This window comes from Sodaliphilus pleomorphus (assembly GCF_009676955.1).
GTDB classification, from domain to species: domain Bacteria; phylum Bacteroidota; class Bacteroidia; order Bacteroidales; family Muribaculaceae; genus Sodaliphilus; species Sodaliphilus pleomorphus.
Genome location: NZ_CP045696.1, coordinates 3,049,529 through 3,069,811 on the forward strand (window position 1 = coordinate 3,049,529; position 20,283 = coordinate 3,069,811).

17 protein-coding genes are annotated in these 20,283 nt (G+C 52.5%); 10 read left to right on the forward strand and 7 right to left on the reverse strand.

The features are described from left to right. Positions 1 to 90: 90 nt before the first annotated feature. Positions 91 to 2,034, reverse strand: coding sequence for an IS1634 family transposase (locus GF423_RS12770; protein WP_154326416.1), 1,944 nt, complete (start codon positions 2,032 to 2,034; stop codon positions 91 to 93). 210 nt (positions 2,035 to 2,244) lie between these two features. Here GF423_RS12770 and pheS point away from each other — a divergent pair, with 210 nt between their 5' ends. Further along, positions 2,245 to 3,282, forward strand: coding sequence for a phenylalanine--tRNA ligase subunit alpha (pheS, locus tag GF423_RS12775; protein ID WP_154328723.1), 1,038 nt, complete (start codon positions 2,245 to 2,247; stop codon positions 3,280 to 3,282). Between the two features lie 105 nt (positions 3,283 to 3,387). Further along, positions 3,388 to 4,023 (forward strand): endonuclease III, encoded by a 636-nt coding sequence (gene nth, locus GF423_RS12780; protein WP_154328724.1) that lies wholly within the window; start codon positions 3,388 to 3,390, stop codon positions 4,021 to 4,023. 401 nt (positions 4,024 to 4,424) lie between these two features. On the opposite strand, the gene GF423_RS12785 is transcribed toward nth, so the two are convergent. Then, positions 4,425 to 5,714 (reverse strand): IS1380-like element IS612 family transposase, encoded by a 1,290-nt coding sequence (locus GF423_RS12785; protein WP_005814044.1) that lies wholly within the window; start codon positions 5,712 to 5,714, stop codon positions 4,425 to 4,427. A 270-nt stretch (positions 5,715 to 5,984) separates the two neighbouring features. On the opposite strand from GF423_RS12785, the gene GF423_RS12790 reads away from it, so the two are divergent. The 3 genes from GF423_RS12790 (at position 5,985) to GF423_RS12800 (ending at position 8,404) form a co-directional block, all read left to right on the forward strand. Next, entirely contained in the window at positions 5,985 to 6,932 is a 948-nt protein-coding gene (locus GF423_RS12790) for an IS30 family transposase (RefSeq protein WP_154326857.1), read from the forward strand. Between the two features lie 87 nt (positions 6,933 to 7,019). Continuing rightward, positions 7,020 to 7,589, forward strand: a complete 570-nt coding sequence (locus GF423_RS12795) for a porin family protein (protein WP_262885018.1) — start codon at positions 7,020 to 7,022, stop codon at positions 7,587 to 7,589. Between the two features lie 134 nt (positions 7,590 to 7,723). Further along, a complete protein-coding gene (locus GF423_RS12800) occupies positions 7,724 to 8,404 on the forward strand; it encodes an outer membrane beta-barrel protein (protein ID WP_154328726.1) in 681 nt (226 codons plus the stop codon). Between the two features lie 27 nt (positions 8,405 to 8,431). Here GF423_RS12800 and GF423_RS12805 read toward each other — a convergent pair whose 3' ends face one another. Next, complete coding sequence (locus tag GF423_RS12805; RefSeq protein WP_154328727.1) at positions 8,432 to 9,046, reverse strand: DUF308 domain-containing protein; 615 nt, start codon at positions 9,044 to 9,046, stop codon at positions 8,432 to 8,434. Between the two features lie 97 nt (positions 9,047 to 9,143). Here GF423_RS12805 and GF423_RS12810 point away from each other — a divergent pair, with 97 nt between their 5' ends. Further along, entirely contained in the window at positions 9,144 to 10,037 is an 894-nt protein-coding gene (locus tag GF423_RS12810; protein WP_154328728.1) for a diacylglycerol/lipid kinase family protein, read from the forward strand. Here the strand turns inward: GF423_RS12810 and GF423_RS12815 are convergent. The 3 genes from GF423_RS12815 to ybaK are packed head-to-tail and all read right to left on the reverse strand — an operon-like array spanning position 10,006 to position 13,084. Beyond that, positions 10,006 to 11,466 carry a CCA tRNA nucleotidyltransferase gene (locus GF423_RS12815; RefSeq protein WP_154328729.1) on the reverse strand — a complete coding sequence of 487 codons (1,461 nt, stop codon included), beginning with the start codon at positions 11,464 to 11,466 and terminating at the stop codon, positions 10,006 to 10,008. The genes GF423_RS12810 and GF423_RS12815 overlap by 32 nt on opposite strands. 23 nt (positions 11,467 to 11,489) lie before the next feature. Beyond that, entirely contained in the window at positions 11,490 to 12,566 is a 1,077-nt protein-coding gene (gene aroC / locus GF423_RS12820) for a chorismate synthase (RefSeq protein ID WP_154328730.1), read from the reverse strand. Between the two features lie 29 nt (positions 12,567 to 12,595). Beyond that, complete coding sequence (ybaK, locus tag GF423_RS12825; protein WP_154328731.1) at positions 12,596 to 13,084, reverse strand: Cys-tRNA(Pro) deacylase; 489 nt, start codon at positions 13,082 to 13,084, stop codon at positions 12,596 to 12,598. A gap of 107 nt (positions 13,085 to 13,191) precedes the next feature. Here ybaK and GF423_RS12830 point away from each other — a divergent pair, with 107 nt between their 5' ends. Then, complete coding sequence (locus tag GF423_RS12830) at positions 13,192 to 13,851, forward strand: hypothetical protein (protein ID WP_154328732.1); 660 nt, start codon at positions 13,192 to 13,194, stop codon at positions 13,849 to 13,851. Here GF423_RS12830 and tilS read toward each other — a convergent pair whose 3' ends face one another. Next, the gene (gene tilS, locus GF423_RS12835; protein ID WP_206113261.1) at positions 13,852 to 15,201 is read right to left on the reverse strand and encodes a tRNA lysidine(34) synthetase TilS; all 1,350 of its coding nucleotides are present in this window, start codon (positions 15,199 to 15,201) and stop codon (positions 13,852 to 13,854) included. It lies immediately after the preceding gene. A 300-nt stretch (positions 15,202 to 15,501) separates the two neighbouring features. On the opposite strand from tilS, the gene GF423_RS12840 reads away from it, so the two are divergent. From GF423_RS12840 to GF423_RS12850, 3 genes are read left to right on the forward strand one after another with little or no spacing between them, the layout of a single operon-like run. Further along, a complete protein-coding gene (locus GF423_RS12840; protein WP_154328734.1) occupies positions 15,502 to 17,451 on the forward strand; it encodes a glycogen debranching enzyme N-terminal domain-containing protein in 1,950 nt (649 codons plus the stop codon). Between the two features lie 23 nt (positions 17,452 to 17,474). Then, a complete protein-coding gene (locus GF423_RS12845; protein WP_154328735.1) occupies positions 17,475 to 18,734 on the forward strand; it encodes a glycosyltransferase family 4 protein in 1,260 nt (419 codons plus the stop codon). A gap of 43 nt (positions 18,735 to 18,777) precedes the next feature. Continuing rightward, complete coding sequence (locus tag GF423_RS12850; RefSeq protein WP_154328736.1) at positions 18,778 to 20,211, forward strand: glycoside hydrolase family 57 protein; 1,434 nt, start codon at positions 18,778 to 18,780, stop codon at positions 20,209 to 20,211. Positions 20,212 to 20,283: the final 72 nt, after the last annotated feature.

Consider the following 20,283-nt stretch of genomic DNA (forward strand, 5'->3'; position numbering starts at 1 on the left):
TCCTAATTTGACAGTTTGTTGTATTAACGTGTTACTACACAATACTTTACATAGTAAAGTAATGTAGCTAATTTTTCGGTGCTGCAAGGATTAACCTTTGTTAACCTTTCGGTAGAACGCGTTCATCGCTGCTTTTGTGATTATCTGTTTGTTAACTTCCACACCGGCAAGCTCTTGCAGTTGGTCGGTGAGGCTGGTGCGCTGGAACATGGGCACGTATCCCAGTCCCTGGATTTGTCCGAAGCGCAGGTTCTGGAGAGTGTCGATCAGCTGGTCGACGGTCAGGGGGTGCTCCTTGTAGGCCTCGGGGAACGAGTCGGCCAGCTGCTTTTGCAGGAGCTTGAGCAGCAGCAGTGCGAGGAAGCAGACGAGGAAGTGGGAGCGGATGCGGTCCTGCCTGGAGAGGTAGACGGGTCTGGCCTCGAGGTGGGTCTTGGTGGTGCGGAACAGGTGCTCTATCTCGTGATGGAAGGAGCGTGCCTTGAGCACGAACGCGGCCTCGTCGTCGAGCGAGGTGGCGTAGGCGTAGAAGCCGTCGAGCTTCTCCTCCTGCCCTAGGATGTCGTCATTGATGACCATCTCGGTCTTGACGGCCGTCTGTCCGTCGTCGGTCTTGTGTATGGTCTCTATGTAGTTGAGCGGTGACTGCTGCGAGCGGCGCGGGTTGGCCTGCCCCCTGGCCACTATCTTCCTGGCCGCCGCGAGGCGCTCGGCGCGCTTGTGCCTGAGGAAGAGGGCGAAGTCGTGGCTGTAGGTGATGATGACCCTCTCGGCCCTGGAGGAGCTTTGCCATTGCCTGATGCGTCGCCCCCGGGCGTCGACGGGCGTTGCGCCGGGGTTCTCCCTGCGGGCCTCGAGCCACTGCGGGTTGAGGCATTTCACGGTTTTGTCGACAAGTATCTCCTTGTAGAATGTGGTCTGGCGCAGCAGGGAGCTGTCAGCCTGGCCGCCCTCGCGCAGCACGTCCAGGTTGTAGAGGCCGCCGTCGGAGTACTTCTCGTGCAGCAGCCTGGCCTTTTCCCCGTCGGCGCAGTAGCCCAGCCTCCAGCCCCTGGGGTCGACGGCGGCCCGGCGGTCGGCGGCGGGCAGCGAGGGGATCGACTGGACGCAGATGTAGTCGCGGCCCTGGTCCATGTTGTAGCGCCGGTTGCCCTCCGAGGCCAGGCCGGCGTCGGTGGAGACGACGAACTCGGTCAGGCCGAACTTGCGCCTCAGCACATCCTCGAGCGGCTGGAGCGTGGCCTGCTCCGACTCGTTGCCCGGGAAGACCACAAAGGCCAGCGGGATGCCGTCCATGTCCATGAACATGCCCATCTGCACGATGGGGCTGGGCCGGTTCTCTTTCGACTTGCCGCGCTTGCGCAGCCCGGCCACGAGCTCGCCGGTCTCTATGTTCACCGTGTCCCTGTCGTTGTCCTCGATCTCGAAGTAGTAGTTGGTGCAGTCGTAGTAGATCACCCTGTCCCTGCGTTCCATGAACCTGGCCGAGCAGGCGTAGACGCCGGCCTGGATGTCGTCGATGTGGCCCGAGAGCAGGCTCAGGGCCCGGTACATGTCGGCCTCGCCGAACTTCGGGGGCCGCACCAGCCCCTGCGCCTTTCGCAGCGTCCTCTGCTTGGAGCAGGGGAAGAGCAGACGGCCCGTGACCAGCGTCCTCAATATCCCGTCGAGGTCGAACTTCGCCTTGCTCGCCTTCTTGATCTCGGCGCACATGCGGGGCAGGCCGAGCCTGTTGTAGAGCGGCAGCAGCATCAGGTCGCCGCCCGCCCGCAGAGGCAGGTCGCCCATCCCCACGGTCTGGCCCGGGTAGAAGTCAACCGAAATGCGCTCCCTGCCGGCCTTCTCCTCCTCGGTCATGCGGGCCGCCAGGTCCCTGACCCACTGGCGCGGGTCCTGGCAGCCGTACTTGCGCCTGATGTCCTCAAGCAGCCCCAGCCGCCTGACAGTCTTTGTGGTAGACTTGCCGTCGATGCGCACCGACTTCTGGATGTAAGCCCACGTGCCCTTCTTTGTAGTGCCGAATGTCGCCTTCATATCGATAATCCTTTAATGTAATAACTACTATTAGCTACAAATATACAAATAAAAAATGAACTGTGCAACAATTCATTAGAAAAAATTTTACACTCTAACTGTCAAAGTCCCGTCGGGTTTGTAGCCCGAACACGGCTGCAAATTTAGAAAAAGTTTTCATTATAGTAGTATTTTTTGTAATTTTGCGTGCAAATAGTGTAAATGCTTATTATGTTACTCGAAAAAATTGAAGCCCTGAAGGGGCAAATCAGCAATTTGAAAGCCGAGAACGAAGAGGCCCTTGAGGCCCTTCGCATCAAATACTTGAGCAAGAAAGGCGAGATTTCTGAGCTCTTCAGCGAGTTCCGCAGTGTTCCACCTGAGCAAAAGCGTGAATTCGGACAAAAACTAAACGAGCTGAAAACTCTTGCTACCGACAAAATCAACACCTTGCGCGACAGTTTCAAGGCCAAAGAGAAAGAGGCCCACAAGATCGATATCACTCGCCCGGCGATGCCCGACGAGATAGGCACTCGTCATCCCATATCGCTTGTGCGCAAGGAAATCATCGACATTTTCTCCCGACTGGGTTTCACTCTCTCCGAGGGGCCCGAGGTCGAGGATGACTGGCACGTCTTCAGTGCGCTCAACTTTGCTGCCGATCATCCGGCACGCGACATGCAGGACACATTCTTCATCAATCAAGATCCTGACGATGTGAAACGCAACATCATCTTGCGCTCTCACACCAGCTCGGTGCAGGTGCGCACCATGGAGCGGCAGCAGCCCCCCATTCGCATTATCTGCCCAGGCCGGGTTTATCGCAACGAGGCCATCACGGCGCGTGCCCACTGCTTCTTCCACCAGATTGAGGGGCTCTACATCGACAAGCACGTGACCTTTGCCGACCTCAAGCAGGTGCTGCTCTATTTTGCACAGGAATTGTTTGGCAAGGATACTAAGATACGCCTGCGCCCCAGCTACTTCCCCTTTACCGAGCCCAGTGCCGAGATGGATGTGTCGTGCATGCTGTGTGGCGGCAAGGGCTGTGGCTTCTGCAAGCACACGGGTTGGGTCGAAATTCTGGGTTGTGGCATGGTCGACCCCAATGTGTTGAAGGCCAGTGGAATCGATCCCGATGTGTACAGCGGCTATGCCTTCGGTCTCGGTATCGAGCGCATTACCAACCTCAAGTACATGGTCAAGGACCTGCGCATGTTCAGCGAGAACGATGTGCGCTTCCTCGATGAGTTTGAGGCCGCACATTGAAAAATAGAAAACTAATTTGTTCTCATATCATTTAACGTGGAGAAGTGATGCACTCCAGATTGCGTGTGGAGTGCATCATTCTCTTTTTTTAATTTTTGCTCAATCATGACAATAAAGGAACGTTATGACGGCTGTTTGGACTACTGGCGCAGCCAGATGCCATCGCCCACCACCGAGTTGCACTACGACAATCCCTTCCAGCTGCTCATGGCTGTGATGCTCTCGGCGCAATGCACCGACAAGCGCATCAACCAAATCAGCCCCGCTTTGTTTGAGGCCTTTCCCACACCCCAGGTCATGGCCCAGTCGAGTGTGGAGGAGATATTCCCTTATATCAAGAGCGTGTCCTATCCCAATAGCAAGGCTCAGCACCTATATGACATGGCATGCATGCTCGTCGACAAGTTTCACGGGCAGGTGCCAGCTACCATGCAAGAGCTCACCCAGCTGCCAGGAGTGGGGCGCAAGACGGCCAATGTGATGCTGGGCACAGTCTTCAACCAGCCGGCCATTCCCGTCGACACCCACGTCTTCAGGGTCTCCAACCGCATAGGGCTTGCCACAGGCAAGACCCCCCTCGAGGTGGAGACTGGCCTGAAAAAACACTTGTCACCAGCCGACCAAATCAAAGCGCATCACTGGATATTGTTGCATGGCCGCTATGTGTGTAAGGCTTCCAAACCCGATTGCTTGAATTGTGGAGTGAGCCGCTTCTGCAAAACTTTCAATCAGAAGAAATAGTTGTTTGTCCACACATTTTGGGATGTTAGCCCAATAAAAAGCATGAAAATGTGTCTTGTTTGGGAAATGAAGTGTCCTTTTTTACCTTTTTTTAAATTTTCCTTTTAAACTATTTTGTGTGTTTCGGGTCATATTGTCGCAATTCAGAAAACAACGGGTTGCACATGATTATTGAAAACAACGAATAAACAAACGGTTAATTAATTAGAATTATGAAAAAGATTTTATTACCCTAAAATCCGCAACTATCATCCAATACACGATTAAGGGTAGATTTATGAGTCGTTAGTAGCAGCTTTCAGTAAAAAGCAACAGCACAACATCAATATGTAGCCACCATCCCCTTACCCCACGATGCGACTTGAGGTAATACGCAGATTCAAACCGGAAAGAAAGGATTCTTATCCGAATTCTGTTTTGAAGGGTTTTGCATAAGCTCGGTTCTCTGTGTAGATATTCAGCACGTATTGCCTTGCAGTCATGATCCACTTGGCAGGTACGGAGATGAATCTGAAGACAAAAGCCTTTATGCGACTCGTTTTCTTGAGCCCAAAAGCCTTGGTGTCAAGCCTGCTCATGATGGTCTTGTAGAAATTGTGTATCAATGCAGTAAGCAGAAGAAAGACAGTATTCTCCGCCATGAATGACTTGGGGAGCCTGCTCCAACCGAATCCGTTGTTCATGTCGTCAAAGATACGTTCCTTGCCGCCACGCAGATTGTAGAATTCAACAATGTCCCTTGTCGATGACTTGTAATCGTTGGTCAGAATACAACGGTAAGTGTATTCGCCTTCCCACAGGTCAAGGTCGCCACTGTTGCGTCTTTGTCTCTGGATGACAAGACGATAGCACTTGCCTTCCCATTTCTCAACGAGAATGGAATTGAGTTCGAACTGGATGCCGTTAATCTCCTCCGTCTTCCATCCTCTCAGAGCAAAGATGTCATTGTAGAGCGAACTGCATCGGTTGGCACGGATGTAGAAATGTTTGCAATGCTTCTCTATCTCACTGACGATTTCCTTCGAGCAGGAACCGCAGTCTGCCCTGAAGCGATTTACACGGATGTTCTGGGATTCCAGAAGAGCGAAGAATCTCTTATGGGTGTCTGCCTGATGAAAACGCACATTCGTGTTACCATCGCTGTTCTCGATATAGACTATCTTGTCACCGATAACATATACGCCAGGCCTGTAGCCGAGGAACTTTTTGTAGGTCGGTTTTGCATCATACTTCTCCGTTTCAAGGAACTGATGGTCAAAGTCAACATCGTATTCCTCAATTTCCTTCAACTCGCCTGTAGAAACCAAAGCGTTTATAAGCAATGTGTTGAGTTTGTCTGCAGTATTGAAATCATAGGTCTTGCCTTGGTCGGAAGTATAGGAGATGTTTTCCTGTGTCAGTTCCTTGATGGCTCTGAGGATGGTATCAGAGCTGCATGTACGAAGGGTAGGATGATACGAGAGATGGCGCATCAGTTGTGACGTTACGTCTTCCACGCATGAGCCGCCACAGAAATAAACGCTCATCAGCGAACGGACTATCTCGCTGAACTGATATCCGAAGATACTGCTGCATCTCTGACCCAGTGTTGAGTCGATAACGGGTGAAAGCATGGAGTCAAATTTCTCCATGATTGAAAAAATTCCTCCAAAAGGTGTGAGTTTCTCAGATTTAATTTGTATTTTTGCCATGTCATATTAGAGTTTTGCTTGTTTTCTTTTTGCAACACTAAGATAAGTGAAAATTCTGACATGGCAAAATCCTGGGCAACTTTTTGTTTGCTAATTCCAATTAGAAGTGCAAAACTCTGCGGTGCATTAAAACATGAAAAACACCGCGGAGGTTTGCCTTGCGGCTGGGGGCGCGAAGCCCCCAAAGAGCATTGGCGGATAACTTAAGCAATACAAAAAAAGAGGAGATCTTTCGTTCCCCTCCCTAAGATTAATTAATTTTGTATTGTGATGTATAAACAATTAACCTCGGAGCAAAGATACACAATAAGTGTGCTACTCCAAACGAAATTCTCACTTAGTTTCATAGCCGAGACTATTGGTGTGTCAGTAAGCACGGTTTCTCGTGAGCGAAGGCGTAATTCTAATGCTAAAGGCGTTTATGACGCACGTACGGCCGTATTGAAAGTCAAACGACGCAAGGCCAGGACACCTGGCAATCGCCGTATCGCTCCCTATGTACGCAGCCGTGTTTTTGAACTTATCCGTAAGGAGCAGTGGTCGCCGGAGGAAGTCGCCGGATGGCTTGGCAAGAAAGAGGGCATCACGGTGTCCAAGTCAACCATATACAACTGGATAGCGGCCCTTTCCCCACATTACGGGGACAACATCCGAAAGCACCTCAGGCATGGAGGCAGACCAAGGCAAAAGTCCTTGCTTACCACCAAGGCGCATATTCCCAACCGCCTCTCCATTGACGAAAGACCGGAAACGGACTATGGACAGACCATAGGAGACTGGGAGATGGACACCATCGTAGGAAAGGAAGGCAAAGGTGCCATCGTTACTCTGGTTGAGAGGAGGAGCTGCTTTATGCTCATGGAGAAACTCGATACGGGAAAGCAGGCCGTTCCACTGGCATATGCCGTGGTGAGACTCATACGGGAGAGCGGGTTGCCTGTAAGGTCGATAACGACAGACAACGGGCCGGAGTTTGCCGCACACGAAATCATTGCGAGGGAACTTAACACGAAAGTTTACTTCGCACATCCGTACTGCTCGTGGGAGAAGGGAGCTATCGAGAACATGAACGGGCTCATCAGGCAATATATTCCGAAGAAGACGGACTTTAGGGGAATTTCAAGGCTATATGTCAAGAGCATCATCGAAAAATTAAACAACAGGCCAAGAAAGAAAAACGGATTTCGAAAGCCCAAAGACATGATTAAAGAAAAATAGCGTAACTTTGCACTTGCTTCTGGAATCCGCCGTTGCTCAGGAACTTATAAATAAAGTTAAATTATAGTGTTGCGGAATTAAGGATTACTGGCTGCTGCTGCCATCATGGGCATGAGCGCCGCAAACGCACAAGTTGAATTTGGAGCCAAGGTTGGCTTTGACCTCACCAACTACTGGGGAGAAGACGTGAGTCACACCTTGCAACCTAACTACCAGGCTGGCCTCGTGATGGAGTACCATGCAGCTCCTAAATTTTCGGTTGCCCCCGAAGTTGTCTTTGCAGCACAAGGCGGCAAGAGCGATAACCTCACTTTCCATGCCAACTACGTCAATGTGCCTGTGATGCTGAAATACTATGTGGCACCTGCCTTCAGCATCGACTTCGGTCCCCAAGTGGGTTTCAACGTCTACAGCAAGGTGACTCCTAAAGACCAGGATGCTCTCGACCTGGGCGACATGACCAACACTGTTGACTTCGGCCTTGGCTTGGGCGCAACCTACAACCTCACCAACAATGCCTTTATCCAGGCTCGCTACACGATGGGCCTCACCAAGGTGTACAAGGATCAATCGGTTGATGTGATGGGTTACAAGCTGACCACCGACAACAAGGCCAAGAACGGCAACATCCAGATCTCGTTTGGCATGAAGTTCTAAGTCTTTGTTGATGCGATAAATGAATAACGAGTGTTAAAAAATAGATTTTTCTTATTTAACGGGAATGGTGGTCATTTTGGCCACCATTTTTCTTTATTCAGGCGATATTTCGTAATTTTGCTGCAAAACAAACGATGATGAAAAAAATTGCGCTTGTAGTTTTCTGTTTCTTTATCGCCTTGGCAGTATCGGCTCAAGGCAAGTATGCACTCGATGTGAATCACAAGTATCTCGACGGCACGCTCACTGGCGGTGTCAAGGTGGCAATGAACCTGCCGCACTTCTGCTTTGGTAAGTTGCCTCACGGCATGCGCAACGGCGGGCAGGCCGGCCTGTGGGTGGAATACAAGCCCCGGGCCGAGAAGTTCAGAAACTGGAGCATCCTGGCCGAGACGGTTTTCAGCAGTGAGGGAGGAAAATTTACAATCAATCAGGCGCTGGCCCACTTGCTGAGCAAGGACGTTCAGCTTAGAGGTATGGCCGAAAACGTGAACCAGGACATCATTGTTACCGAAAATTACATCAAGATTCCAGTGCTTGTGCGCTACCGTTTTGCCAAGTATTTCAGCGCCGAGGCTGGTCCTGAGTTAGGTTTCAACGTCTACAGCAAGGCGCGTGTCGACGGGGTAGATTACGGCCTGGGCCTGGGCAGCCGCACGCACTGGTTCAGTGCCGGCGTGGGAGCCGGTGCCACCTATTATCTTACCGACTACATGCAGTTCAATGTGCGCTACAGCATTGGCCTTACGCGCACGTTCAAGGATGTTGACGACCATCAGGGCAATGTCCAGATTGGAGCTGCCTTCCAGTTCTGAGTCGGGTAGTCTCTCACTCGGCTTGGCTCACTCGTTGGTCGCGTCGTTCTTTACAGTGGCACTTGTGTCTTGTGTTGCATCTTGGCAGGTGCTGGCATTGTGGCAGGCGGCTTTGCGCTGGGCGAGTGCCTCGAGCAATGCCGTGAGGGCGGCAAGTATCAGCGAGATGCCGGTGAGCAAGACGAGCAACTGGCGGTACTCGCTGCCGTTGAACTTAAACATGGTGAGAAGGCCTGCCGCAGTGATAGCCACTGGCAGTGCATAGTACCATGCCCTCAAGGTCATCGACTTGCGCGACATGAGCATGTAGATAATGTGAAAGAGACCCAATGCAATGAGAATGATCGAGAACACATAACCAATGACCGAGTAGAACAGCTCAGGGCGCAGCAATAGCACGATGCCGAAGCACAGGCCCCCCACTGCAGGAAAGATGCCCAGCAGGTCGGTGCTGTCGCGCTTGTCGTTGTGGTTGATGCCCACAAGGCACAAGTACACAAGCGACGGGATGATAAAGACTAAGCCCAGTATTTGGGCCACAATGGCCAGCACGTTTTCGTTTTTAAAATAGCACAGAAAGATGATGCCGGCAAGCAGCAGGCAACTGTTGACAAGCGTTGTGGAATATGATTTTTTCTTCATTTTTCAATATTATTTGTCATTCAAAGATACTATTTTCTTGTTGATAATTGACGGTGCATCGATGTTTTTTTGTAAGTTTGCAGCAATTTTATGATGTATGAAAGACTTAATAGCGATTATTAATCCAAAGTCAGGGACTAATAACCACTCCTGTGCAACTGCTCTCATCGATAAGGTCGTCGACAAGAGTCGCTTCAATGTGGCCTTGAGGTATGTCGAGAACCCCGGCGATGCCAAGCGCTTTGCTCAAGAAGCTGTGACTCATGGCTGCTACGGCGTGATCGCCGTGGGCGGCGACGGCACCGTCAACGGTGCTGCATCGGGGCTTGTCAACTCTGATGTGGCGCTTGCTGTGGTACCATGCGGCTCGGGCAACGGGCTGGCAAGGCACTTGCACATTCCGCTCAAGATGGAAAATGCACTCAAGGTGGTGAATCAAGACTTGGTCGACAGTTTTGACTACTGCACGCTCAACGATGTGCCCTTTATGTGCACCTGCGGCATGGGCTTTGATGCTCAGGTTGCCTACGATTTCCAGCTCGACGGCAAACGCGGCTTTCCCACCTATGTGAAAACGGCCTTGGAAGACTATCTCAAGTTTAAGCCACAGGAATACAAAATCGATATCGATGGTCGCAGTTTTACCGAGAAAGCCTTTGTTATCGCCTTTGGCAATGCTGCACAATACGGCAACAACGGGTTTATTGCACCTCATGCAAGCATGCAGGACGGCAAGGTCGACATGACGGTGATTTCACCTTTTCACGTGCTTGAAGTGCCCATCATGGGGCTGAGCCTGTTTTTCAAGAAGATTGATTTGAATCATTGCGTCAACATTTATCGCGCCACCACATTCCGCATCCATCGTTTCGAGCCGGGGCCCATGCACATCGACGGCGATCCCGTCGACATGCCCTGCGATGTCGAGGTCAAGTGCCACCCGCGTGGCATCAAGATTTTCACTCCTGGACTTGGGGAGAACAACCTGTAGGCTTCAATCCCAATTCGGCTGCCTTGCGCAGCATGAATTGGTAGGCCTCGTCGCGGTTGTTGCTTATCTGTCCGTCGAGTATGGCATCTTTTATTGCATCTTTGATTTCGCCCACTGGCTTTGACGGGGGCAGGTTGAAGATGCTCATGATTTCCTGCCCGTCGATGGGCGGCTGGAAATTGCGTATGCGGTCTTTCTCTTCAATGTCGACAAGTTTTTGCTTTACAAGCAAGAAGTTCTCGTTGAAGCGTTTCACTTTTTCCCGGTTCTTCGATGTGATGTCGGCTGTGCACAGCAGCATGAGGTCGTCGATGTCGTCGCCGGCGTCAAAGAGCAGGCGGCGCACAGCCGAGTCGGTGACCTCGTCTTCGACCAGGGCAATGGGCCGCATGTGCAGTCCCACCAGTTTTTTCACATATTTCATGTGCTCGTTCAGTGGCAGCCGCATGCGTTGGAAGATGCGCGGCACCATCTTTTCGCCTATGAAGTTATGGTTGTGGAAAGTCCAGCCTTGCTTCTCGTCCCATCGTTTGGTGGCTGGTTTGCCTATGTCGTGCATGATGGCCGCCCAGCGCAGCCACACGTTGTCGCTCTTGGCTGCCACGTTTTCAAGCACTTGCATGGTGTGCAGGAAGTTGTCTTTGTGGGCCCGGCCGTGGCTGGTATCAATGCCCTTGAGGGCCGATAGCTCTGGGAAGATGAGCGGCAGTAGTCCGCTCTTGTCGAGCAGCATGAATCCGCGCGACGGGTGGTGGGCTGCCACTATCTTCATCAGCTCTTCGGCGATGCGCTCACGCGTGATGATTTTTATGCGATGTGCGTTGCGCGTTATGGCTTCGAGTGTCTCGGGATAGATGTTGAACTCGAGTTGGGTGGCGAAGCGCACTGCGCGCATCATGCGCAGCGGGTCGTCGCTGAATGTGATGTCGGCGTCGAGTGGCGTGCGTATGATTTTGCGCTCAAGATCCCCAATGCCGTCAAATGGGTCGAGCAACTTGCCAAACGTCGACAAGTTGAGCGATATGGCCATGGCGTTGATGGTGAAGTCTCGACGCTTCTGGTCGTCGTCGAGTGTGCCGTCTTCCACGATCGGGTTGCGGCTGTCGTGGTGGTAGGACTCACGGCGAGCGCCCACAAATTCCAGCTCCATGCCTTGCGACTTCACTTGGGCTGTGCCGTAGGTCTTGAACACGGCGAGGTGGGCGCGATGGTGCTCGGCCTTGAGCCTTTGGGCCACCGCCTTGGCCACCTCGATGCCGCTGCCTATGGTGACAAAGTCCATGTCGCTGGTGGGCCGGTTCAATATTGTGTCGCGCACATAGCCTCCCACCACATAGCACTCGCGGTTGAGCGAGTCGGCCACTTCTCCCACCAGGTGGAACACGGGGCGGTCTACTGCATGCAGCATTGCATTTCTGTCAATTTCCATGTGTCTGTTTATCGATGTGTGTGTTATAGATGGATTGTTTTGTTGAGCAGATAGTTGTCGAGCAGCACCAAGGCTGTCATCGACTCGACGATGGGCACTGCGCGCGGCACTACACACGGGTCGTGACGGCCCTTGCCGTGCAGCACCATGGGGTCGCCCTGCAGGTCGACGGTGTCGACGTCTTGCATCAGTGTTGCCACAGGCTTGAATGCCACATCGAGATAGATGTCCTCTCCATTGGAGATACCGCCTTGTATGCCTCCCGAGTAGTTGGTTGTGGTGTGTATTTTGTTTTCCAGCCTTGTGAAGTGATCGAGCACTTGGCTGCCACGTCGGGTCACAAAGTCGAACCCCAGCCCTATCTCCACGCCTTTGGCTGCGTTGATGCTCATCATGGCAGCTGCAAGCTGGGCGTTGAGGCGGCCAAACACGGGCTCGCCCAGGCCGGGTGGCACGCCCTGAGCCACGCAGGTCACAATGCCACCCAGTGTGTCGCCTTGCTTGCGGGCTTGGGCTATGGCATCGATCATTGCAACGGCCTTGGCAGCATCGGGGCAACGCACCATATTGTTGTCGACAATTGACAAGTCCAGCTTGTTGTAGGGATCTTCTACTTTGATGTCGGCAACTTGCGAGGTATAGGCTGTGATGGTGATGCCCAGTGTGTTGAGCGCCTGAGCGGCCAGTGCTCCGGCCACCACGCGGCATGCAGTTTCTCGCGCCGACGAGCGCCCGCCGCCACGGTAGTCGCGTCGCCCGTATTTGGCTTGATAGGTATAGTCGGCATGCGACGGCCTGAAGCCCCGAGCTATCTCGCTATAGTCGGTCGAGCGGTGGTCCTTGTTGCTGATGATGAAGCCTATGGGCGTGCCCATGGTCTCGCCCTGGAAGATGCCCGAGAGCAGTTGCACCTTGTCGTCTTCATGCCGGGCCGTGGTGATGGCCGATTGGCCTGGCCTGCGGCGGTCGAGCTGTTGTTGCACTTGCACGGTATCAATTTTCACCCCGGCGGGGAACCCGTCGATGATACCACCTATGGCTGGCCCGTGCGACTCGCCAAATGTAGTGAGTGTCAATATGTTGCCAAATGTGTTGCGCATGCGTTACCTATCTGTGTGTGAGTTTTTTTTTATTGCTTCTCGATAGTGAGGTCGGCAGTGCTTGCACCCACATAGTCGATGAGGTCACTTGGGTTGATTTTCAACTGAAGCCCGCGTTGGCCAGCGCTCACATAGATATAGTCATAGCCTGTGCAGCTATGGTCAAAATAGGTGGGGAAGGGCTTTTTCATGCCCACTGGCGAGCAGCCGCCCCTTATGTATCCTGTAGTGGGCAACAACTCTTTCATGTGGATGAGGTCGCATTTCTTGTTGCCCGACACCTTGGCTGCTTTTTTCAAGTCAACTTCTTCGAGCCCGGGTATTACACACACAAAGTGCCCCGTCTTGTCGCCTTGCAGCACCAGCGTCTTGAACACACGGCCAGCCTCCTCGCCCAGGATGTCGATGATGTGCTGTGCACCCAGCTCGTTTTCATCTACCGGGTAGGGTATGAGCTCATATTTCACATGAGCACGGTCCAGCAGACGTGCAGCATTGGTTTTCGCTATCTTTTTCATTATTTAATACTTTCAGAAATGCAAAATTACAGCATTTTCGTCTATATTTGTAATCTTAAAAGCAAAAATAGATGAAACACACTTTTCTGTCAGCCCTTTTTGCACTCATGCTTGCATTGTGGCCGCGGGTGGCGGCTGCTGTCGACGTGGTCTCGCCCCTTGATTTCAGTTCACGCAAGGCTTGCTTGGCTTCACTTGATTACGCCGAGCGCCATCTTGGCAATCCTGCCGACCCCGAGCACGATGAGCGTGCCTTCCTTCAAGTGCTTGAACGTGTGTGTGCCAGCCCCATGTTGAATGCCGACGACAAGTTGCGGGCCGGGCTGCTGCTTGAGCAGGCGCAGAAAAACCGCGTGGGTGCGGCTGCTGCCAGCTTCGACTTTGTGACGCTCGACGGCGAGGCGCACTCCTTGAATGACTACCACTCTCAGTTCACGCTCATTTACTTCAACGACCCCGACTGCGACGCTTGCCAGCGGGTGAAAGCCAGGCTCGACACCTGCAGTGTCATCGAGCACATGGTGCACAATGGTGGCTTGACAGTGATTGCTGTCTATACGCTCGACGACGAGAAGGCATGGCGATCTGCAACTTATCCTGCCTATATGGTCAATGGCTGGAACAAGAGCCAGTCGATCGACAACGATGAGTTGTATGTGTTGCCAAGCATGCCGCTCTTCTATTTGCTCGACGTTGACAAAAAAGTTGTGTTGAAGAATGAGCCCAGTCTCAACGTGGTGCTCGAAACCCTGCAGCAGGCAAGGTGACTATGGGCATAGTGTGAGCGTTACATAGCTTTCACTTTCCTTTCCCACGCTGTAATGGGAGCTTGACCGGTATCCCACCACCCACAGGATGGTGCCGTCGGCAACAAGTAGCCACGTGGTTTTTTTTTCTCGCTCGCTCAGTTTCATGTCGGTAAAGAGGTCGCTCACCAGCTTGGTGCCACGTAGCCCGAAGGGCGAAAAGCGGTCGCCTTCTTGCCAGTGCCTCAGTACAATTTTGTTGCACTTCAGCACTTGGGCATCGAGTGCAATCGATTTTTTCCCGTCGACTGCTGTAATGCCCGCTTTGCCAGTGCTTGTAAATTGCTCAATCCTGATCTTGAGGGGCTCGTTTATTGTGCCGTGACTCAAGTCGATGGGGTAGAACTTTGCGTCGGTGTCGACGAGCGACATCACTTCAAGGCGCTTTCGGCCCACCACGAGCTTGTGGGTGGAGCTGAGGAAGGTCTTGCCCACTCCTGCATGGCCAGTGATGAGCTGCACAATATCGCAGCATTGCTCGTGCTTGAATCCTTGTGGTTTCAGGATTTCAAACAGCAGCATGAGTGTATTTCGGTAGCCCCGCAGCCCGTCGATCGAGATGTCGAAGCCTCCTTGCTGCGCAACGCACAGCTGTGTGCGGCTCTGCGCCACCAGTTCTCGATATAGCTCATTGCAGTCGCGTGTGTTGCCGATTGTGTGGGCAAGGGTGTCTTCGGCCCCGGGAAATTGCTGGTACAGGCAAGGCAGCACCACGTTGCGCAGCTTGTTGCGTTTCACGTCATTCTGCAAGTTGGTACTGTCGGTCACATAGTCCTGGCTGTTTTGGTTCAGAAACTGCTCGATGTCGCTGCGAGTCACGCACAGCAGCGGTCGCACGATGTGACCGTTGCGTGGGTGCATGCCAGTGAGCCCGGCAATGCCTGTGCCGCGCAGGGCATTGAGCATGAAGGTCTCGATGTTGTCGTCGCGGTGGTGTGCCACCGCAATGGCTTGGCTTGCTGTGTCGCATCGCAGGGCCTCAAACCATTCATATCTCAGGTCGCGGCAGGCCATCTCGGCCGAAATGCCCCGCTGCCTCATGCATGCCTGCACGTCGAAGTCCTTCACGTGCAATGCAATGTGGTGCTGGCTGCACAGAGCTCTCACAAAGCGCTCGTCGCGCATCGACTCTTCTCCCCGCAGGTGAAAATTGCAGTGAGCGGCAATCACCTTGTAACCCAACCGACTCAACACCATGAGCAGAGCCACCGAATCGGCTCCGCCGCTCAAAGTTGCAATCACGGGCTGCTGCTGTTGCAACAGGCTGTTGCTGGCAATGAAGCCGGCCACTGTGTGTAGAAAATTGTCCATGCCTTGCAAATTTACTACATTAATGCTATATGGGCAAGTTTTTGGGTTGCAGGCTGTGACCAAGACAGGTGCACCAGCAGCGCTGGTAGAAAATTTCAACCACATTGCGGTGAATGATGCCCATTTTCTGTTAAAAAAACGGAATTGCGAGCCAATCCCACTATAAGGGGTAGTAAATGTTATAAAATTGCTAATGAAAAAGTTTTGCAGTTCCATTTAAAAGCCGTAAATTCGTAACGAAACCACAAGGTTGGTTCCATGACTGACAAACATAACTAAAACCTATAACATCAACTCATAATGAGCTATTTGAAATTTGACAAGAACCTGATGATTAATCTGGAGCAATCGCTTCACAAGGAGATATTGCGCACTAATCAATCGGGTGCTTATCATTGTACGACTATTGTGGGCTGCAACACGCGCAAGCAGCACGGGCTGTTGGTCATCCCAGTGCCCGAGCTTGACGACGACAACCATGTGCTGCTGTCGTCACTCGACGAGACCGTGATACAGCACGGTGCCCCCTTCAACCTGGGCATCCACAAGTACAATGGTAATGTGTTCAGCCCTAATGGACACAAGTATATACGTGAGTATGATTGTGAGCGTGTGCCCACCCACACCTTCCGCGTGGGCGGTGTGATACTGAAACGAGAGAAGATCTTCATCACCAACGAAAACCGCATCTTGATACGTTACACGCTGGTCGAGGCTCACTCCAAGACTACCTTGCAATTCCGCCCGTTTCTTGCTTTCCGCAACGCCAACGACCTGTGTGTAGAAAACAGTGTGGCCAGTCGTGAATACCAAGAAACGACCAACGGCATTTCTACGTGCATGTATGCGGGGTATCCCACCCTCTACATGCAGTTCAATCACAAGCCGCGTTTTGTCTTCGATCCGCATTGGTACAATGGCATTCAGTATATCAAGGACCAGGAGCGTGGCATCCCCTACACCGAGGATCTTTATGTGCCCGGGTATTTTGAAATCGACATCAAGAAGGGTGAGCCCATTGTGTTCTCGGCAGGTACCAGCGAGGTCAACACGCGTGCCCTCACCAAGATGTATGAAGACGAAATCAAGAGCCGAACGCCTCGCACGAGTTTTTATAATTGCTTGAAAAACAGTGCTAAGCAATTTTATATTTCTACCAAGCACGGCCATTACATCATTGCTGGTTACCCATGGTTCAAGATCAGGGCCCGCGACCAGTTTATCGCCTTGCCAGGCTGCACGCTCAGTGTGCATCACCGCCCCGACTTCGAGGCTATCATGGACACTGCTGCCCTGGCATTCGACAAGTGGATGAAGACGCTTGAGCCCGACAAGCACTTGCAGGGCATCGATTTGCCCGATGTGCCGCTCTGGGCCATTTGGGACGTGCAACGCTACTCCCACGACCAGTCCAACGAGATTGCCCGCAATCGCTATGGAAACATGTGCAAGAGCCTGATCAACTTCATAATCGACGGCAAGCACCCCAATCTGCGCGTAGACGACAACGGCCTCGTGTGGACCGATGGCACCAAGAAACCCATGTCGTGGATGGATGCTGCCAACCCCGACGGCACGCCCATGATACCGCGCACTGGTTATTTGGTAGAGTTTAATGCGTTGTGGTACAATGCTCTCATGTTCCTTCAGGAAATATACGACGGCGTCGCCGAGGAGCAGACCAACGTCGCTCGATGGAAAGCAATCTCGCTCAAAGCCAAGACAGCCTTTGTCGACACCTTCCTCAACGACTATGGCTACCTCTATGACTATGTGAACGGTACCTACACCGACTTGAGCGTGCGTCCCAACATGGTGATTGCTGTGGGCATCGATTACTCTCCTCTCGACCGCCGGCAGCGCAAGGTCGCTCTCGATGTCATCACTCGTGAGCTGCTCACTCCCAAGGGACTGCGCACCTTGAGCCCGAAAAGCTTTGGCTACAATCCCTGGTATGTGGGCAATCCAGAGCAGCGTGAGCGTGCCTATTTCACAGGCTCGGCCAGACCCTGGCTCATGGGCTTTTACAGTTACGCCTACGTCAAGGTGTTCGGCATGGGAGGAATCTCCTTTATCGAGCGCATGATGATAGGTTTTGAAGACGAGATGAAGGAGGGCGGCATTGGCACGCTGTCGGAGCTCTACGACGGCAACCCACCGTTTACTGGTCGTGGAGCCATCAGCTATGCTGCCAACGTGGGCCACATATGCTGGGTGCTGCGACTGCTCAAGAACCTCGATGTTGTTTAATGTACATAAATTTTTACTAATATATGAAAGCTTTAATGTTTGGCTGGGAGTTTCCCCCTCACATTCTCGGCGGCTTGGGCACCGCAAGCTATGGGATAACCAAGGGCATCGCCCAAAACGGCGACATGGACATCACCTTTGTCATTCCCAAGCCGTGGGGCGATGAGCCCAAGGAATATGCCAAAATCATAGGAGCCAATTGCACTCCAGTGGCATGGCGCGACGTGAACTGGGACTATGTGCAAGGGCGCATAGGCAACGTGATGGATCCTCAGCTCTACTACGACTTGCGCGATCACATTTACAGCGATTTCAACTACATGAATACCAACGACCTGGGCTGCATTGAGTTCAGTGGCCGATATCCCGACAACTTGCTTGAGGAAATCAACAACTACTCGATTGTGGCCGGGGTGATTGCCCGCACCATCCCGTGCGATATCATTCATGCGCACGACTGGCTCACCTATCCTGCCGGCATCCATGCCAAGCAGGTCACGGGCAAGCCGCTTGTGATACATGTGCATGCCACCGATTTCGACCGCAGTCGCGGCCATGTCAATCCCACCGTGTTCAACATTGAGCGCGACGGCATGATACATGCCGATCACATCATCACGGTGAGCAACTTGACCCGCCGCACCGTGATCGAGCACTATGGCATTCCCCCCGAAAAAGTGACCACCGTGCACAATGCCGTTGAGCCGCTCAGTCAGGAGTACTTAGAGATCAAACCACCGCACAAGCACGACAAGGTTGTTACGTTCTTGGGACGTATCACGATGCAGAAGGGGCCCGAGTATTTTGTCGAGGCTGCTGCACAGGTGCTGCACAAGATGCACAACGTGCAATTTGTGATGGCTGGCAGTGGCGACATGATGGAGAAAATGATCAACCTTGCCGCAAAGCGCGACATAGCCGACCGCTTCCATTTCACCGGTTTCCTGAAGGGCAAGCAGGTCTACGAGATGCTTGCAGCCAGCGATGTCTATATCATGCCCTCGGTGAGCGAGCCTTTTGGCATTTCTCCTCTCGAGGCCATGCAGATGGGTGTGCCCAGCATTATCTCTAAGCAAAGCGGCTGTGCCGAGATACTCGACAATGTGATTAAGGTCGACTACTGGGACACCAATGCCATAGCCGATGCAGTCTACTCGATACTTATGTACCCGGCCATGTACAAGCAATTGCGCGACCACGGCCGCGACGAGGTGGGCCGCATCGTGTGGAAAAAGGCTGGCGCCAAGATTATCGACATCTACAAGCGTCTTGTCAACCAATAAAACGCGTAACTCTATTCATCACTTTTAAATACTTTACACAACAATGAAGGCGATTTGTTTTTATTTCCAGATACATCAGCCATTCCGCTTGAAGACCTACAGGTTCTTTGATATCGGCAATGACCATTACTATTACGACGATTTTTCCAACGACGACATCATCACCCGCATTGCGCAGCGCTCCTATTTGCCTGCCAATGAGATGTTGCTCAACATGATAAAGGAAAACGGCAAGAACTTCAAGGTGGCATTTTCAATAAGTGGCACCGCCCTTGAGCAGCTCGAGCAGTATGTGCCCGAGTTTATCGACTCGATGAAGGAGCTTGTCGATACTGGTTGCGTTGAATTCTTGAGCGAGACCTATGCCCACTCTCTTGCCTCGCTTGAGGACCAGGACGAGTTTGTGCAGCAAGTCAAAGACCACGACAACAAGATCTATCAGCTGTTTGGCCAGCACCCCAAGGTGTTCCGCAACACCGAGCTCATCTATGACGACGACATCTCGGCAGTTGTTGCCTCTATGGGTTTCAATGGTGTCATCACCGATGGTGCCAAGCACATCCTTGGTTGGAAGTCGCCCAACTACATCTACAATTCTCCCGTGGTGCCCAAGTTGAAACTGCTGCTCAAAAACTCCAAGTTGAGCGATGACATTGCTTTCCGCTTCAGCAATTCTGAGTGGGCCAGCTATCCCTTGACTGCCGACAAGTATATCAACTGGATTGCCGAGCTCCCCGAAGAGGAGCAAATCGTGAACTTGTTTATGAACTACGAGACCTTCGGCGAGCTGCAACCGCGCGAGAGCGGTATCTTCGAGTTTATGAAGGCTCTGCCGCGTTTTGCCGCCCAAAAGGGTATACAATTCTGGACGCCGAGCGAGGTTGTGGCCAAGATGAAGCCCGTCGACCAACTCTCGGTGATGCACCCCATCAGCTGGGCCGACGAGGAACGCGACACGAGCGCCTGGCTGGGCAACACACTACAGCAAGAGGCTGTGCACAAGTTGTACTCCATAGGCGAGCGCGTGCGCTTGTGCCGTGACCGCCGCATCAAGCAGGATTGGTATTACCTGCAAGCCAGCGACCACTTCTTCTACATGAGCACAAAGCACAGCCAGGACGGGTCGGTTCACTCTCACTACAGCCCCTACGACTCGCCCTACATGGCCTTTACCAACTACATGAATGTGCTGAGCGACTTCATCATTCGTGTCGAGGAACAGTATCCCGAGACTATCGATAATGAAGAGCTCAACTCGCTGTTGCTCACAATTCGCAACCAGGAGACCGAAATCAGCGAGCTCAAGCACGAGGTGGAGATGATGCGCAACAACATCGTCAAGGACACCACTGGCGACTTTCCTGTAACTGGCAGCGAAGAGCCGGCAAAGTCAACTGTGAAGGCTGCAGCTCCTGCCAGGCCGCGTGCCAAGGCAAAGAAAGCGACAGCAAGGACGACAGCGACAAAAAAGAAATAAATACACATTATCTCATTAAAGCAACTTCAAGGGGAACCTGGCATCCATGTGCGGTGCCGGGTTCCCCTTACC

What these genes read in the sequence shown, in the direction of transcription:
- GF423_RS12800 (WP_154328726.1), top strand. Translation starts at nt 7,724, where the DNA reads ATGATGAAAAAAATTGCGCTTGTAGTTTTCTGTTTCTTTATCGCCTTG.
- GF423_RS12790 (WP_154326857.1), top strand. Translation starts at nt 5,985, where the DNA reads ATGTATAAACAATTAACCTCGGAGCAAAGATACACAATAAGTGTGCTA.
- GF423_RS12770 (WP_154326416.1), bottom strand. Translation starts at nt 2,034, where the DNA reads ATGAAGGCGACATTCGGCACTACAAAGAAGGGCACGTGGGCTTACATC.
- GF423_RS12845 (WP_154328735.1), top strand. Translation starts at nt 17,475, where the DNA reads ATGAAAGCTTTAATGTTTGGCTGGGAGTTTCCCCCTCACATTCTCGGC.
- aroC (WP_154328730.1), bottom strand. Translation starts at nt 12,566, where the DNA reads ATGCGCAACACATTTGGCAACATATTGACACTCACTACATTTGGCGAG.
- GF423_RS12830 (WP_154328732.1), top strand. Translation starts at nt 13,192, where the DNA reads ATGCTTGCATTGTGGCCGCGGGTGGCGGCTGCTGTCGACGTGGTCTCG.
- GF423_RS12805 (WP_154328727.1), bottom strand. Translation starts at nt 9,046, where the DNA reads ATGAAGAAAAAATCATATTCCACAACGCTTGTCAACAGTTGCCTGCTG.
- tilS (WP_206113261.1), bottom strand. Translation starts at nt 15,201, where the DNA reads ATGGACAATTTTCTACACACAGTGGCCGGCTTCATTGCCAGCAACAGC.
- GF423_RS12850 (WP_154328736.1), top strand. Translation starts at nt 18,778, where the DNA reads ATGAAGGCGATTTGTTTTTATTTCCAGATACATCAGCCATTCCGCTTG.
- GF423_RS12815 (WP_154328729.1), bottom strand. Translation starts at nt 11,466, where the DNA reads ATGGAAATTGACAGAAATGCAATGCTGCATGCAGTAGACCGCCCCGTG.
- nth (WP_154328724.1), top strand. Translation starts at nt 3,388, where the DNA reads ATGACAATAAAGGAACGTTATGACGGCTGTTTGGACTACTGGCGCAGC.
- GF423_RS12840 (WP_154328734.1), top strand. Translation starts at nt 15,502, where the DNA reads ATGAGCTATTTGAAATTTGACAAGAACCTGATGATTAATCTGGAGCAA.
- ybaK (WP_154328731.1), bottom strand. Translation starts at nt 13,084, where the DNA reads ATGAAAAAGATAGCGAAAACCAATGCTGCACGTCTGCTGGACCGTGCT.
- GF423_RS12785 (WP_005814044.1), bottom strand. Translation starts at nt 5,714, where the DNA reads ATGGCAAAAATACAAATTAAATCTGAGAAACTCACACCTTTTGGAGGA.
- pheS (WP_154328723.1), top strand. Translation starts at nt 2,245, where the DNA reads ATGTTACTCGAAAAAATTGAAGCCCTGAAGGGGCAAATCAGCAATTTG.
- GF423_RS12810 (WP_154328728.1), top strand. Translation starts at nt 9,144, where the DNA reads ATGAAAGACTTAATAGCGATTATTAATCCAAAGTCAGGGACTAATAAC.